The 16,111-nt window shown below is 53.3% G+C and carries 16 protein-coding genes; 10 read left to right on the forward strand and 6 right to left on the reverse strand.

Features of this window, described 5'->3' with window-relative positions; genetic code table 11:
• Positions 1 to 609: 609 nt before the first annotated feature.
• Both FJ147_21425 and FJ147_21430 read left to right on the forward strand, forming a co-directional pair.
• Entirely contained in the window at positions 610 to 891 is a 282-nt protein-coding gene (locus tag FJ147_21425; GenBank protein MBM4258444.1) for a hypothetical protein, read from the forward strand.
• Positions 892 to 1,144: 253 nt separating this feature from the next.
• Entirely contained in the window at positions 1,145 to 2,632 is a 1,488-nt protein-coding gene (locus FJ147_21430; GenBank protein ID MBM4258445.1) for an amidohydrolase, read from the forward strand.
• Between the two features lie 440 nt (positions 2,633 to 3,072).
• On the opposite strand, the gene FJ147_21435 is transcribed toward FJ147_21430, so the two are convergent.
• Positions 3,073 to 3,420, reverse strand: a complete 348-nt coding sequence (locus tag FJ147_21435; protein ID MBM4258446.1) for a hypothetical protein — start codon at positions 3,418 to 3,420, stop codon at positions 3,073 to 3,075.
• A 403-nt stretch (positions 3,421 to 3,823) separates the two neighbouring features.
• On the opposite strand from FJ147_21435, the gene FJ147_21440 reads away from it, so the two are divergent.
• The 8 genes from FJ147_21440 (at position 3,824) to FJ147_21475 (ending at position 11,081) form a co-directional block, all read left to right on the forward strand.
• Positions 3,824 to 4,678, forward strand: coding sequence for a tRNA (adenine-N1)-methyltransferase (locus FJ147_21440; protein MBM4258447.1), 855 nt, complete (start codon positions 3,824 to 3,826; stop codon positions 4,676 to 4,678).
• Positions 4,679 to 4,684: 6 nt separating this feature from the next.
• Complete coding sequence (gene dinB, locus FJ147_21445) at positions 4,685 to 5,956, forward strand: DNA polymerase IV (GenBank protein MBM4258448.1); 1,272 nt, start codon at positions 4,685 to 4,687, stop codon at positions 5,954 to 5,956.
• Positions 5,957 to 6,114: 158 nt separating this feature from the next.
• Positions 6,115 to 6,873: a hypothetical protein gene (locus FJ147_21450; GenBank protein ID MBM4258449.1), complete on the forward strand. Its 759-nt coding sequence runs from the start codon at positions 6,115 to 6,117 to the stop codon at positions 6,871 to 6,873.
• Positions 6,874 to 7,004: 131 nt separating this feature from the next.
• Entirely contained in the window at positions 7,005 to 7,787 is a 783-nt protein-coding gene (locus FJ147_21455; protein ID MBM4258450.1) for an NAD-dependent deacylase, read from the forward strand.
• Positions 7,784 to 8,335, forward strand: coding sequence for a hypothetical protein (locus FJ147_21460; protein MBM4258451.1), 552 nt, complete (start codon positions 7,784 to 7,786; stop codon positions 8,333 to 8,335). Before FJ147_21455 ends, FJ147_21460 begins: the two co-directional genes overlap by 4 nt.
• Positions 8,336 to 8,456: 121 nt before the next feature.
• Positions 8,457 to 9,353 (forward strand): NAD(P)-dependent oxidoreductase, encoded by an 897-nt coding sequence (locus FJ147_21465; GenBank protein MBM4258452.1) that lies wholly within the window; start codon positions 8,457 to 8,459, stop codon positions 9,351 to 9,353.
• Positions 9,354 to 9,556: 203 nt separating this feature from the next.
• On the forward strand, positions 9,557 to 10,600 hold the full coding sequence (locus FJ147_21470; protein ID MBM4258453.1) for a 3-deoxy-7-phosphoheptulonate synthase: 1,044 nt from the start codon (positions 9,557 to 9,559) through the stop codon (positions 10,598 to 10,600).
• Positions 10,601 to 10,658: 58 nt separating this feature from the next.
• Positions 10,659 to 11,081 (forward strand): ester cyclase, encoded by a 423-nt coding sequence (locus FJ147_21475; GenBank protein MBM4258454.1) that lies wholly within the window; start codon positions 10,659 to 10,661, stop codon positions 11,079 to 11,081.
• A gap of 27 nt (positions 11,082 to 11,108) precedes the next feature.
• Here FJ147_21475 and FJ147_21480 read toward each other — a convergent pair whose 3' ends face one another.
• The 5 genes from FJ147_21480 to FJ147_21500 all read right to left on the reverse strand — a co-directional run bounded on the left by FJ147_21480 (position 11,109) and on the right by FJ147_21500 (position 16,032).
• Positions 11,109 to 11,576, reverse strand: a complete 468-nt coding sequence (locus tag FJ147_21480) for an RES domain-containing protein (GenBank protein MBM4258455.1) — start codon at positions 11,574 to 11,576, stop codon at positions 11,109 to 11,111.
• Between the two features lie 2 nt (positions 11,577 to 11,578).
• Positions 11,579 to 12,100, reverse strand: a complete 522-nt coding sequence (locus tag FJ147_21485; GenBank protein MBM4258456.1) for a DUF2384 domain-containing protein — start codon at positions 12,098 to 12,100, stop codon at positions 11,579 to 11,581.
• An 11-nt stretch (positions 12,101 to 12,111) separates the two neighbouring features.
• Entirely contained in the window at positions 12,112 to 13,125 is a 1,014-nt protein-coding gene (locus tag FJ147_21490; protein ID MBM4258457.1) for an LLM class flavin-dependent oxidoreductase, read from the reverse strand.
• A 24-nt stretch (positions 13,126 to 13,149) separates the two neighbouring features.
• Positions 13,150 to 15,519, reverse strand: a complete 2,370-nt coding sequence (locus FJ147_21495) for a xanthine dehydrogenase family protein (protein ID MBM4258458.1) — start codon at positions 15,517 to 15,519, stop codon at positions 13,150 to 13,152.
• A gap of 81 nt (positions 15,520 to 15,600) precedes the next feature.
• The gene (locus tag FJ147_21500; GenBank protein MBM4258459.1) at positions 15,601 to 16,032 is read right to left on the reverse strand and encodes a (2Fe-2S)-binding protein; all 432 of its coding nucleotides are present in this window, start codon (positions 16,030 to 16,032) and stop codon (positions 15,601 to 15,603) included.
• Between the last annotated feature and the right edge of the window lie 79 nt (positions 16,033 to 16,111).

Consider the following 16,111-nt stretch of genomic DNA (forward strand, 5'->3'; position numbering starts at 1 on the left):
CCACCGTTTCCAGTGACGCTATGGTGTACTTGGCCAGTATCCGGCGCACGCTGCGGATGGTGACGACGGAAAATACGAATTAAAAAACACTTTCTAAGAGTGCCTTCGCCTCACGTAGATCCGCGATGTCGCCCCCTTCGGTAAACCAATTGTAGATTTCGCTGAGCAAGCAGTGTGCTTCTTTTTTCTTTCCTTGCTGTAGCCACAGTCGACCGAGACTCATCGTGGTACGCAGCTCAAAGATCTTCGTTTGCTGTCGCCGGGCGAGATCCAACGCTTTGAGAAAACAGACTTCGGCTTCGCCGTGCGGATCTAGGACTTGGGAATGAGGGTTTAGGGATTGGGAAGGGAGAACCCTAGTAGATAGTCCAGAAAGTTTTGATGGATAACTCAAGGGACGTCATGCCCGCGAATGCGGGAATCCAGGGGGAATACGCAATCGTTCAGGGGTGAAGCTCCTGGATGCCCGCCTGCGCGGGCCTGACGAACACGCGGCTCCTCAGGACGGGAAATCCGCGCCAATTGTGGCTTGGATAAAAAACCTACCCTTATGAGCCCTAGCCCTCTCGCTCAGGGAGAGGGAATTTGACACTGCCGATGTCTTAAGTTGTGACTGACGATACACTGCCGCCCCTCCTACGCCGATGGGCAGATAATTCAACCAAGCTGCTCCGCGAAGCCCGAGGGCTAGAGCAACGATACATTGGCTACCGGGATTGGTCCTACCACAACCTCGCCTGGCAACTCTGCCGCCGGTACCGACGGATCCTCGTCACCATTCTCGAACGACAAACAGCATGTGATCAACGCGACGCTACGGTTGATGCAATTTCTCAACACCTGTCACTGTATTACCAGCTCACCGCGCCGGCGCGTTTCGTTCCAGTCTGACAGCAAACGGCAACAAAAACCGGCACGGAGGTGGAAGAACAACACGAAGCGTTCGTACGACGAACAACGCAAGAGAGGAAGGTCATTCGTATTGAGACCCAGTTCAGCGGGGACAAAGCTGAAACTATAGCCCAAAAGACGAAAGTCGGGAGTTAGCAGTTGGCCGTCCATCCTACTGACATCTCATCGCGCTTGGGCTAGGGTTGTGCGCATCGCGGTCTTGTGACGCGCTATCAACCTACAGTAAGGAGGGATGCGTATGGCAGCTACACAAGTGTCGAAATCTGCGGAGGTTCGTAAACATCTCACGCACCCGGTAATCGATTCTGACGGTCACACGGTCGAGTTTGAGCCGGGAGTCATGGATTATTTGCGCAAGGTCGGTGGGGCCGGTATTGTCGAGCGCTACAAGAATGAACGAACCAAAGGGATGATGTCTGGGTTAGGCGGGATGCTGAATTGGCATCGCCTGTCACCTGACCAGCGTCGCGATCAGCGAGTGACGGTGCCGCCGTGGTGGGCTCTTCCTGCCAAGAACACATTGGATCGCGTGACGGCAATGTTGCCGAGGCTCATGTACGAACGACTTGATGACATAGGGTTGGATGTCACGATCGTCTATCCGACATTCGGCTTGCTTGCGCCACATCTCGACGACGAAGAGATCCGCCGTGCCGCCTGCCGAGCATTCAACTCGTATCATGCCGATGTGTTTCGTGAGTACAGCGATCGTATCATTCCCGTAGCGGTGATTCCCATGCACACACCGCAAGAAGCGATTGAAGAGCTTGACTACGCAGTCACCACGCTAGGAATGAAAGCGGTGATGTTAGCTGGACACGTTCTCCGTCCGGTACCACATGTCGCACGTACGGCTCCTGAGGTGGCGAAATATGCCTACTGGCTCGATACGTTCTGTCTTGAAAGCGAATATGATTACGATCCAGTCTGGGCAAAGTGCGTAGAGCTGAACGTCGCGCCAACCTTTCATTCGGCCGGAATGGGCTGGGGCCATCGCACATCGATTTCCACATACATGTACAACCACATCGGCCATTTTGCGGAAGCCGGTGAAGCGCTGTGCAAGGCGTTGTTCTTTAGCGGTGTCACAAAACGTTTTCCAACCCTCAAAGTTGCTTTTCTCGAAGGCGGCGTGAGTACCGGCGCACGACTATACGCGGATCTCATCGCGCGCTGGAAAAAGCGTAATCCTGAAGCAATTGAAAACTACAATCCGGCAAATCTTAACATGGAGATGGTTGTAGATCTGTGTCGACGCTACGGTGGTCGCGTGACAGAAGGAAAACTGGAACAACTCAGTACCGCGAGTGGCACGACAATTAACACGAAAGCCGCACCAGGCAATACCAACGACTTTGCCCGTAGTGGTGTCTCCAAAGAAGAGGATATTCGCGACCTGTTCGTGCCGCACTTCTATTTTGGCTGTGAAGCCGATGACCCCATGAATGCCATCGCTTTCAATACCAAGGTGAATCCCTTCGGGCAAAAAATAAAAGCGGTCTTCAGTTCAGACATAGGTCATTGGGATGTGCCAGATATGACCGAAGTCACCGAAGAAGCCTACGAGTTAGTGGAACACGGGGTTATTACCGAAGACGACTTTCGTGATTTTGTCTTTACCAATCCAACAACGCTATGGACGGGAATGAACCCGAACTTTTTCAAAGGGACGGTTGTCGAGCAGTCGGTCAGCCGGCTGGTCACAAATGGTGGGCACTAAATTGGACCCCGAACCATTCGTACAGGTGGGGTAGCGTGCGCTGTGCGCACAACGCGCTTGCTAGCTTTGACTGTTCGGCACTGGTGATGCAGCTCTGTCTACAAGGTCTCTCTCCCCTGAAAGGCAATGGCATTAAGTTAAGCCACGACGTTGCAAAGGAGGGTTCCTTCTCCCCTAGGGAGAAGGGCAGGATGAGGGGAAGAAAGTGTAGCGTTCCTTATTTCATCCCCTCACCCTAGCCCTCTCTCGGAGGGAGAGGGAACCTGAAAACCGCTGACTTAATGCCATTACCCCCGGTGGGAGAAGAAACGAAACTTGTCCTGCCGTACAGCCCCCAATTAGTGCCGAACCCGCTTGTCTCTTTCCCTGCCAGAGCGAGGCCCATACAAGCAGTGCACGTATGAGCGAGGGTGAAGACTGCCAGTACCCCCTAAAAGGCATTACGCAGCTGCAGGACTTTTCCCTTTTGGCTTCTCACAGGCAGAACACAAGTTGTTCACGTTATCTGGATCTTCGATCAGCCCCTCATCCAGATTGTGACAAATCTTTTTGCACACAGCACAGATGAAATAGATGCCCTCGATCGTTTTGTTAATACGTTCTCGATTGAGCACACGGCCTTTGAGTTTTTCGATACGAATACCGAGCAACTCTTCGTAGCGTTTTTTAATCTTCTTGCGCCCTGCTTCGTCTTTAGGTAACTCTTCGTCTGACGCTTCCTCGGGTGCATCTTCATCAAAGAGATTAAGGTCTTTTGCTTCCTTTTCTTTCTTGCGTGTTCGCGGCATGGTCACCCCTCTTCCACACTAGCGCGTGCGACTGACGTGCTCAGGGTTCTTGTCACACACCCAAAAGAAGCCTTTCATTTGTCCAAAGCCGGCATACTGCACGACTTTACTCTCAGCTCCACAGACAGGACAGAAACGTTTTGTCCGCAACGCGTCGGACTTTTGCGCGGTTTTTGCTTTTTCAGCCACGGGTCTCCTCCAAAAATGAAAATAATGATGTAGGGATTGTTTTTCTCGAAACGAATTTGTCTAGGATAGGAAGGATAACTTTTACTGTCAAGGGTTATTGTCCGACCAGAGACTGCGTGGTACGGTGCGCCGCGTTTTGTAACAACGTGTAGAGACGCCGCACCGGGGTGTCTCTACGAAGAAAGTCGTTCCCGTCGGCATCTAGGAACCTCCTATGTCTGATCGTTCACTGCTCCGCTCTGGAGATACGGTATTGTTTATCGATACCAAAGAGCGCGAGTATCTTCGTACCCTCAAGGCCGGCAACCGCATGTCGTTGCACGGAGGCCTGCTCCCTGCCGACCAAGTCATTGGCCTGCCTGAAGGGAGCCTGGTGCGGAATTCGACCAATGATGCATTTTGGGTGTTTCGCCCGACCTATGCGCACCTGATACCAAATCTGCCGCGTCGTGCTCAGGTCATTTACCCCAAAGATGTTGGCATGATGTTGTTGTGGGGAGATGTATTCCCTGGTGCTTCTGTGGTCGAGGTTGGTGCCGGCCCTGGCTCGTTGGCAATTGCACTCTTGCGAGCCATCGGCTCCACTGGCAAGTTGACAACTATTGAAATCCGTGAAGATCACTGCGACATGGCACGGGAGAACGTCACAAAATTTTTTGGCGAGGCCCCGAACTGGACGCTGCTGGTCGGAGATGCGTACGTTGGCCTCGATGTTCAGGACGCAGATCGCTTATTCATCGATGTCCCCGAGCCCTGGCGCGTGCTCCCGCACGCGGCACAAGCCCTACGGCCAGGTGGGGTCATCGTCAGTTACAGTCCAACTATGATCCAGGTGAAGTCGTTCGTCGATGAATTACGCGCTTCCCCCTGTTTCACCGCAATCGAGGTTATGGAAAACCTGGTGCGTGGCTGGCACGTTAAAGGACTTTCCGTGCGTCCAGATCATCGCATGGTCGCACACACCGGCTTTCTGACTATTGCTCGTCGGACCAGTCTTGAGCCGAATAGTACAGATCCCCTCCCTCCTCCTCCTGATCCACCAGACGAGGAAGAAGATTCAGCGGAGTAACACGTCATGTCTCAACGCCGCATCATTCACCTTGACATGGATGCGTTCTATGCGGCGATCGAACAACGCGATTTCCCTGAACTGCGTGGCAAGCCGCTCATCGTTGGTGGAGATCGCGCGCGGGGCGTCGTCTCCACAGCCTCCTATGAAGCTCGCCCCTATGGCGTACATTCCGCCATGCCCATGGCGCAAGCGCTGAAGCTCTGCCCGCACGCCATCGTCGTTCCGCCACGACGGGAAGCCTACCTGGAAGCTTCCCGACACGTGTTCACCATCCTCCGGTCTTTCACGCCACTCGTTGAACCACTATCCCTGGACGAAGCATTTCTTGATGTAACAGAGAGTGAATCGCTTTTTGGCTCCGCGAGAACGATCGCCACACGTATCAAAGAGCAGATTTATCGTGAAACGCAGCTAACGGGCTCAGCGGGCATTGCGTCGACCAAGTTCATCGCCAAGATCGCCAGCGACATGCAAAAACCCAACGGCCTGGTCGAAGTGCGAGATGAAGACGTCCTGTCTTTTTTGCACCCACTTCCAGTCACCCGGTTGTGGGGAGTTGGGAGAGTCACCGCACAATCATTGGCTACTCTTGGCATCCGCACGATTGGTGACCTGGCTCGGTGGCCGCGAGAGACGTTAGTTTCACGCTATGGCGCAAATGGGGACCACCTCTATCAACTCGCTCATGGTATTGACCCACGCTCCGTCGATCCAAATCAAGAGATGAAATCTATCGGCGAAGAAGAAACGTTCTCCCAGGATCTCGACCAGGACATCGAAGTTCATGCGGCTTTGCTTCGCTACGCGCAAACTGTTGCTCGCCGGCTACGGTCGCGCAAACTGATGGGACGCACGATCACAGTGAAGATAAAAACAGCAGAGCGGTTGGGAGAGGGACGCTTTCGTTTATACACCCGGAGTCACACCCTCCCCGCTCCAACGAGTGACGCGCAAGAAATTTATCACGCTGCAGTTGCCCTCTTTGCTGCGGTTCCCCGTCGCGGACAAAAAGTTCGACTCGCCGGCATTTATGCCAGTAACATCGAAACTGAACCAACCACCCAGCAGCTTTCGTTGTTTGCTCCACCGACGCACCAAAATGACAAACGCCAACAGCTCGGGAAACTCATTGACCAACTCACCACCCGCTACGGCAAGAATGCGATCCGCTTAGGTGAGACCCCAAACAGTAGTACGTCACGCAAAGTCGATCCAGGGGCCTTTAAGAGGGAAGAGATTTTCGAGCCGTTGACGGACGGGAAGAAAGGGCGGTAAATCGAGGGAACAGGAAACGGAGAATCAGGGAAACGGAGAATCGGGGAAAAAGAATGGCGGATGGTGGGGAGGTCTCCGGTTCTCCCCTTCACCGATTCTCCGATTCACTTTGGTTTCCCCTCTGACTGCTGAATTGCATAGTAAGGAGCGCACAACCCATGAAAGTGCTATTCGAAAAGAAGGGCCACATCGCCTACGTCACCATCAACCGTCCAGAGCGGCTCAATGCCTGTGACTTTGAAACCTACGAGACGTTGGCAAAGGTCTGGCGGGAGTTTCGTGATGATCCTGCACTCCGTGTTGCGATCTTGACCGGTGTGGGCGAGCGCGCCTTTTCTGCTGGCAGCGACATCAAAGCCAACTATGTCGAACGGCCTGGAGAAGAACCGCAGAACATCCTTTTCCCGCTTCTTTTTGATTTATACAAACCGATTATCGCCGCCATCAACGGCCACGCGAATGGTGGTGGTCTCGAGCAAGCCTTGTGTTGTGATATCCGTGTTGCCGCTGAACATGCGCAATTTGGCTTAGGTGAAGTCCGCTTGGGTTGGCTTCCCGGCGCAGGTGGAACACAGCGACTACCTCGATTGATTCCACTCGGTCGTGCCTTAGAAATGCTGTACACCGGTAATCGCATTGATGCGGAAGAGGCCCTCCGCTTGGGCTTAGTCGATTATGTCGTGCCGATGAGCCAACTCATGAGCAAATGCGAAGCTATTGCGAGCGAGATTTGTAAAAGTGCACCATTAGCAGTACAGAAGATCAAGCAAGCCGCGTTGCGCGGTCTGGACATGTCACTCGCCGATGGGCTCAAGCTCGAACGTGAATTGTATAACTGGCTACAAGGGACAGAAGACGCCCGCGAAGGAGCAAAGGCATTTGCGGAAAAACGAACGCCGCAGTGGAAGGCGAAATAGGGACAACACGGACTGAATGGGAGAGTGGGCGAACAGGCGAATGGGCGACCAGGAATAGCGGGGAGATCGCTAGGTCGCCCGCTCGCCCATTCGCCTGCTCATGTTTTCACCGTGAGTGAAGAGGTCGAACTATGGCAACAACATCTCAAGACGATACTATCCGTGCAGCCGCCCGGTTATTGTTGTCTTCAAAATACGTCATGGCCCTCACCGGCGCAGGGATCTCCGTAGAAAGTGGCATTCCACCGTTTCGCGGACCAGGTGGACTGTGGACGAAATACGGCGAACCACCGATGAATGGCTATGAAATTTTCCTGCGCGACCCCAAGAAAGCGTGGGAAGAACGCTTATCACCGAAAGGTCCCACCAAAGAAATTTGGTCCGCACTCAGCACCGCAGACCCGAATCCCGGTCATCATGCTTTTGTCGAACTCGAACAGATGGGGATTTTACGGAGCATGATCACACAGAATGTTGACAACCTCCACAAACGCGCCGGGAGTACGAATCTCATCGAAATTCACGGCAATTTCTCATTGATTCGCTGTATCCAATGTAATAATCGCTACCCCGCAGCAGAAGTGCCCTTAAAGGGACTGCCACCGCATTGCCCGCAGTGTGACGGAATTCTCAAAGCTGACACAGTATCGTTTGGTGAGCCTATTCCACGCGATGCACTCGATGCGTGTTTTCGCGAAGCCGAGCAATGTGACTGCTTTATCGTGGCGGGAACTTCCGCTACGGTGTACCCGGCAGCATCGTTTCCGCTGGCAGTACGTGAACGTGGGGGTACGCTCATAGAAGTTAATCTCTACGAAAGTGAAATGACCCCGCTGTGCACCTTGAGTTTACGTGGTGGGTCCGCTGAGGTGATGCCGAAATTGGTAGCTGCGGTGAAAGAGTTACGTCAATGAAGAAATGGTTTGCGTTATCCGCTATTGCTCAAGACCATCCAGGAATCGTCTCTGATCTTGCTGAATTGATTTACGAATGCGACTGCAACCTGGAAGAGTCAAGTATGACGGTCCTTGGCAGCGAATTTGCGGTTCTCTTGCTCCTCTCAGGGCAAGGGAATGATCTTGATCGTCGCCTGTCTTCAGCGTGCAAGCGCCTGGAATGGGAAAAACGCGTCACGGTTTTTTTGCGACCGCTTGAAAGTGAACCGTCTCATTACCGTTCAAGCGAACGCGTTTCACGTTACGAACTGCATGCAACTGGCGTTGATAAAGCGGGTATCGTCGCACGGGTAGCGCGTTGCTTAGCTGATCATGGCATTAACATTACAGAGATGCACACGCACTCACGGCCTGAACCTGGCAGTGGCACAGCGATCTACACTATGCAGATTCATATGGATGTGCCAATCTCGGTCGGCATGGAGGCGTTTCAAGACCGACTCGAACGCATCGCTGACGATCTACATATTCATATCGATCTAGTCCCACACGCCGAAAACAGATAGAAAACACGCAACACGTAAAGCGTAAAACGTAAAAGGAGAGGAGTGGCGGTTACGCACTACGCATTACGCTGTATTGTCCTGACTACATTTTACGAATTTCGCTTCACGCAAAGGAGGCACCATGAACGTCGGCTTTATTGGTGTTGGCAATATGGGGAACCCGATGGCAGCGAATCTTTTGAAAGCTGGCCATGCAATGAAGGTAACGGATTTACGCCGGGAAGCAGCGAAGAACTTGGAAGAAGCTGGCGCAACATGGGTCAATAGCGCAAAGGAAGCAGCAACCGGTGTCGACTACGTATTTCTCTCACTGCCAATGCCGAAGGATGTTGAGAATGTCGTCTTGTTGGACAATGGTATTCTGACGGTAATGAAAAGCGGGACAACGATCGTTGACATGAGTACCAACTCACCGACTGTAGTACGCAACTTAGCGCAAAAGACCACAGCCAAAGGCGTGCACTTTCTCGATGCTCCCGTGAGCGGTGGGGTACGTGGCGCTCGCAATGCAACGCTCGCGATCATGGCGGGTGGAGAGAAATCCGTCTATGACAAATGCGAGCCATTGCTCAAAGCAATGGGAGCCAATGTGTTCTATTGTGGCGACATCGGTGCTGGGAATGTCGTGAAGCTAGTGAACAACATGTTAGCCTTTATTCACATGATGGGGGCAGCAGAAGCTGTCGTCCTCGGCGCAAAAGCTGGGGTCGATCCCAATGTCATCTGGCAAGCAGTAAAGGCTAGCAGCGGCGGTAGCTTCGTGTGGGAGTCAGGAACACGAGCTGTACTCCGCGACAAACTTGCACCAACGTTCACTATTGATCTCGCTCGCAAAGACATCGGCCTTGCTACCCAACTGGCAAAAGAGTTTGGGGTCCCATTGACTATAGGGGCCGCGGCAGAAGGACTAATCGATAATTACCAAAAAACTGGCTATGCCAAAGAAGATGTCCTCGCAACGGTGAAAGAGCTTGAAAAGCTCGCTGGCATCACCGTGCGTGGGACGTGGAAAGAATAGAACGCGGTGCTCGGTGTTGGGTGTTAGAGGTTAGAAAAAACCAGCCCCTAGTATCGTGTCTCATAACTTCATGAGCAGTTGTAGGGCGTGCGAAGCGCGCCAACTGAACTGGCGCGTACCACGCGCCCTACGATTTCACCGCCAATGAACTTGCGAGACACGGTACTAGCCCCCAGCCCCTAGCACCAGTGCGGAGCACATAGATGCGTCAAACCAATAACCTTCACGTTGTTGATACGACACCGTTGATCACCCCAACTGCGTTGAAAGCAGAGTTACCGATCAGCGAACGTGCAGCAGAAACCGTCGCGTCAACACGCGATACTATTCGTGACATTTTACAAGGCAAGGATTCACGCTTGATCGCAGTGGTCGGCCCTTGTTCTATTCATGATGTCGAGGCGGCGCGTGACTATGCAAGCCATCTCGTCAAGATCCAACGCGAGTTAGCTGACCGTTTGCTCGTCATCATGCGAGTTTATTTTGAAAAACCACGCACCACTACTGGCTGGAAAGGGTTGATTAACGACCCACATCTCGACGACACGTATGATGTAGCCACCGGTCTCCGACTCGCGCGAAAACTGCTTCTCGACCTTGCCCATGACGGCTTACCTGCAGCCACGGAAATGCTCGATCCCATTACTCCGCAATACTTGGCTGAACTGGTGACCTGGACCGGTATCGGCGCACGTACGAGTGAAAGCCAAACCCATCGTGAGATGGCTTCAGGATTGTCGATGCCTGTCGGATTCAAGAATGGTACGGATGGCAGTATCGCGCCTGCAGTGAACGCCATGAGTTCAGCGCAGCAACCTCATCGTTTTCTCGGTATTGATGGTGACGGACAGGTGAGTGTCGTGGGCACCACGGGAAATCCAGATTGTCATCTCGTATTACGCGGCGGAGCAAACGCACCGAATTACGACCCTGAAAGCGTGAGTATTGCCGAAACCGTGCTCAAACAAGCGCATCTCTGCACTCGCATTATGGTCGATTGTAGTCACGGCAACTGCCAGAAAGATTTTCGCAAACAACCCCAAGCCCTCTCGAGCGTTGCCACACAGATTCGCGCAGGCAACACGACCCTTGCAGGAGTCATGATCGAGAGCAATTTGGTGGCAGGCAAGCAGTCTTTTCCTGTTCCACGTCAGCAGCTTGTCTACGGTCAAAGCATTACCGATCCCTGCGTTGATTTTCCGACGACCGTCACAATGTTGCGCGAGTTAGCCGCAGCATCTCAGTAACCAAGATGGAAGAACATCATCAGTTTGGTAAGAATTCTCCGAATAAGGATGGTTAACGATGCGCAGCTCAGACAACAGCAAATCACTCGTTCGTCGCTGGGTCACTGAAGTGTGGAATAAAGGAAACCTGGCGGTGGCAAACGACGTGTTTGCACCAACGTACTTTCATCGTACACCTGCTGCCACGTTTCCTAACTTAGAGGCCTTTCTGCAAATGATCAGTGACTTTCGTGTCGCCGTCCCAGATACTCAAGTCGCCGTTCAAGACTTGTTCGCGGAGGATGATAAGGTCGTATTCCGCTGGGTACTGACCGGGACACATCGAGGCACCTTGTTCGGAATCGCACCAACCAACAGAGCCATCTCCTTGAGTGGGATGACAATCCAACGTGTAGAAAACGGCAAGATCGTCGAAGCCTGGGCAGAGTTTAACGCGGGTGGGTTGCGGCAGCATCTCCTTGGGACTGTAGGGTCCTCATAACAGACCAAGACGGAGTGAGGCACAGAGCTACTCCCGTACCTTCACTAGACGTTGGTCATAAAAAAATTCGCCGGGCTCACCGATCTTCAGACGGGCAAAATCAGGGTGCTGTGGATTAATGAGGAAGTTCATTTCAATCGGAATCAACACACTCGGAACCGCTAAGACAGCTGACTGCCTTTGTTGAATCCAGTCAGCCCCAATACTCTTCGTCGACTCTGCTGCGGGAAAACCCGACCAGTCGGGTGGCAGGTGCTCAGTATCCAGCCACTGGCAGAACCGTTCGTCAAATTCCGCAGAGATTGCCCGATACGATTGCAAGACTTGATACGATTCCAGGTGAACAAGCAGTTCGAGAGCCGCCAGGGATAATGAGCTTGCGGCATGCACCAGTGCCGTTCCTTTTCGATTCCACCGACCACCGAATTGCCGTGCGCCTTCCCCAGAGAATGCATGTGCGGCATACTTTGCCTGCACCAACCGCCACGCCGTCACCTTCAAGAAAACACTCCGTGTTCGAGACGGCCCAACAAGTCCTCAACTTCCCTGGCCCCAGGTTCGGTATCAGCATACTCAAGCGGACTCTTTCCTGCGAGCGCAAGCTTGGGAGATTTAAACCACTGGCGGGCATATTCAACACTTCCCAGTACCTCTTCGGCTCTGTCAAATAACACAGTGATACGCATCACTCTTTCCGATTCGTCGGTTCGCAACCGACCTTCTTGTTTTCTCCGCGTGAGCGTACGTGGCGCAATGTTTATAGTCGTGGTTAAAGTATCCGCAGATACCGCCATTCTCTCTTGCAGTTTTTCAAAAGAGGAAATTGGGAGCCCCTTTTTGAGGAGACGGATTTGCGCCTGTCGATCTTTTGTTGCCGTGGAGGCTGGTACGTCATAGCGTACAAGTCGCGCAGAGGTTCGCACCTTCATGACTTTGCGTCCTTCAATAACAGAGCCATACTGCGAAAGAATGTACGCCAGATGGCGAACTCGTACAACTACGCCGATCACCTCTCGCACTTTACGTCTGCTTACACGAAATGTGGGATCAGGTGTGTACGAATATCGCGCATTAGTTTTTCCGGTGCGACTCCTGGCAGTTCAAAAGCAACCGGCATCGTCACGCCAGCCTCGACAAATTCAGCGAGCCGCACCCGGCATTCCTGCGGTGTTCCCGCAACCGCAAACGTATCCACCATCTCCTCAGTCACAAGCGCAACCGGGAACTCGCCTTTCGCAAATGCCGCAGTGAAGCGTTCCAACGTTTCTCGCGCTATACCTCCACAAGAAAACACTGCATGATTGGGAAACCCGCTCATTAAACCGATCATGCCTGCAATTAACGGTTTCACTGCTTCGCGTGCGTTCTTGCCATCGGACGAAAGAGCAATTGGCAGATACGCACCAACGGGAAACTTTTCGAGTTGTCGCCCACTGCGAACGGCGCCTTGCTGAAGGTGCTTGACCGCGTGGCGGACATACGCGGGACTCGTCAATGCACCAAGGAGCAAACCATCAGCAATCTCGCCAGCCAGTGCCAGTTTCTTTGGCCCCATCACTCCAAGATAGATCGGGATTTCGGTATGCATGGGTTTGAAAGCGAAGCGTACCCCCGCAGTCTTGAAGACCTGCCCCGGAGAGTTTCTTCTCTCTCCCCGAAACATGCGACGGATCAACTCGACACTCTCACGCGTTGCTGAGATCGGCGCAGCAAATGGAACTCCCATCTGTTGTTCAATCCACATCGGAATGCTGGTCCCGAGGCCGAGAATCGCGCGCCCCCGTGAGATTTCGTCGAGCACTGCAAATTCCATCGCCGTAAGCGCCGGATGGCGAGTGTAGGGATTCAACACTCCCAGTCCCACTTTCAGTGAGGTAGTATGTGTGAGAATCGCTGACGCAAGGGAAACCGCCCCCCGATAGAAATAGTCCTCTGGTACCCAGAACGTTCCAAACATCAAGTCCTGCGCGCGTCGAGCCGCAGCAACAAATCCCTGAGCGTCGAGATTTTGAAAACACACACCAAATTCCATCACCTCACTCATAAACCCAGCCCTCACACCCAACCTCTACTGTCCATTCCTCCCCCGCTCAATCGCTTGTAACACACGCTCTAGGGTGATGGGCACCTCGCTGATGCGAACATTGAAAGGCGCCAATGCATCACACACAGCATTGGCAATCGCCGCTGGTGGAGCAATCGCTCCGCCCTCTCCCATGCCTTTGATTCCTGTTGGCGTGTACGGCGAGGGGCTCGAAATATGGCCAATTTCAACACGAGGCACATCGACTGCGGTTGGGATCAGGTAGTCCATCAGCGTCCCGGTGAGAAACTGCCCGTTCTCGTCATAGAGCGCTTGTTCATATAAGGCCGTACCAATGCCTTGCGCGACGCCGCCTTGGATCTGCCCATCAACCACCATCGGGTTGATAATCGTGCCACAGTCTTCAACCACGACATAGCGCAGCAGCTTGACTTGACCAGTTTCGGGATCGACTTCCACCGTCGCCACATGGGTCGCATTCGAGTGGGTTGATGGTGGCGGTTCGTAGTGAGACGTTCCCTCAAGTCCCGGCTCTTCACCGGCAAACTGCGCAAACAGAATACGCTGGGCAATATCTTTGATGGGAACGACAGTCGCACCATCCTGTTTGCGTCGCACCATCCCATCAGCAAGTTGCAGATCATCAGACGGTATTTCGCTGAGCCGTGAGGCAGCGCGTAGTAATTTCTCTCTGATTTTACGTGAAGCAATAATCGTCGCTCCACCACCAGTGACTGCGCTCCGACTCCCCCAGGTTCCCCAGCCATAAGGTATGGCGGTGGTGTCTCCTTCAATGATTTTGACATCAGCGATTGAGACCCCGAGTTCATCTGCCACGATTTGGGCAAAGGTCGTCTCGTGACTCTGCCCATGCGAATGCGTGCCCACCAGCACCGTCACTTTCCCATGAACATCCATACGCACCGTCGCAGATTCATATCCGCCAACCGGCGCCCCCATTGCTTGAAATGCTTGTGAACTCGGCGCAGTGCCCTCGATGTAACACCCGACGCCTAAACCGATATGACGTCCCTGCTGTCGCGCACGTTGTTGCTCAGCACGAAACTCTTCGAGATTGATCATCTCCAGCGCCATACGAAGCGCTTCTTGATGGCTGCCACTTTCAATCTCAGCACCAGTAATGGTTGTATACGGATGATCTTGCTGGCGAATCATATTACGCAGGCGCAGTTCGATACGATCGATTCCCAGCTTCTGCGCTGCCAGATCCATCAGGCGCTCCATCGTCAATATGGCAATCGGCAACCCAACCCCACGATACGGTCCAATGGTTGTCTTGTTAGTCGCCACAGACAACGCCTCAAAACGATAGGCAGGAATTTTGTATGGCCCAGGCATGGCGGAAGCTGCGTGTCCGGCTTCGAGGGCTGAGCCCCAGGGATAATCTGAATATGCCCCGACATCGCTAATATAACGACCGGTGATACCGAGGATAGTCCCGTCTTTCTTGAGCGCCAGTTCGCCACAAACAACTTGCTGTTTGGCATGGAGCGACGCGGTTAAATGTTCACGGCGATCTTCGATCCATTTCACTGGTCGCCCCAGCCGACGGCTGAGGAACGCAGCGAGCACTTCTTCACCAAATAAGTGCCCTTTCAAGCCAAAGCCACCACCAACGTCAGGAGCGACTACACGAATATGATGTTCAGGAAAATTGATCGTCTTGGCGAGATGCGTGCGCACGACGTGTGGCGTTTGCGTCGAAGACCATAATGTCAGAGAGTCCGTGGCTGCTTCAAAATTGGCTAAACAGCCACGCGTCTCCATCGGCATTGCCATGTGTCGCCCCGTCACAAAACGTTCGGCGACCACACAGTCGGCTTCTTGAAAGGCTTTGCTGACCTCGCCAATCTCAACCTTGATCTCCTGCATGAGGTTATCTCCCCACTCGTCGTGCACGAGTGGCGAGTCAGCCGTGAGTGCTTTCTCGACATCCCAGATCGTATCAAGCGGATCGTAATCGACATCGATCAGGCTCGCGGCATCTTCGGCCACATAGCGATTCACGGCGACAACCACCGCTACAGCTTCACCCACAAAGCGCACTTTCTCTTGTGCCAGCACTGGCCAATTGCAGGATTTATGCTTCGGAGCACGTACCGGGTCATACTCAACTCGCAGCGGGAGAATGTCAGCGGCGATATCTGCCCCGGTGAGAACGGCTAACACCCCAGGATGCTCTTTCGCCGCACTGACATCGATGCGCGTAATGTTCGCATGCGCATACGGACTCCGAGCAAAGGCCATCGCCACGGTGTTTGGCAGTTGAATATCGTCGACATAGCGAGTCTTGCCAAGCAGGACGCGTGGATCTTCAACCCGCCGCACCTCAGCACCAACCATTTTTCCTATACCGACAAGAGGGGTTGCCATATTTTCTCCTGGGGACTAGAGGCTTGGGGCTAGAGGCTTGTTCCCTTCCCCACCCAAGTCTCTAGCCTCGAGTCTCAAGCCTCATTTTTCTGCCACTGCCATCACCGCTTTCACAATATTCGCGTATCCCGTGCAGCGACAGAGATTCCCCGACAGTCCATGCCGGACTTCTTCTTCGGTTGGTTTGGGATTTTTCTGAAGCAAATCGTAAGCACTCATCAAGAAACCTGAAGTACAAAATCCACATTGTAACGCGTGGTGATCCCAAAACGCCTGCTGCAGCGGATGCATCTGTCCATCCTTGGCCAGCCCTTCAACCGTCACTATCTCTCCACCGTTGGCTTGCACGGCGAGCAGTAGGCACGAACGCACGCTCTCACCGTTCAAGTTGACCGTGCACGCGCCACACACGCCATGCTCACAGCCGAGATGGGTCGCGGTGAGCCCAAGATCTTCACGAAGGAAATCCGCTAAAAGAGTGTTTTGAAAAAGGGATTGGTAAGCTTGAGGGATGAATACACTGCCGCGAGTTTATCCAACGGACCTGACCATGACCGAATGGACACAATTGAAGAGCTTCTTTCCCCCGGCC

The organism is Deltaproteobacteria bacterium (genome assembly GCA_016874775.1).
Lineage (GTDB): Bacteria > Desulfobacterota > Binatia > Bin18 > Bin18 > VGTJ01.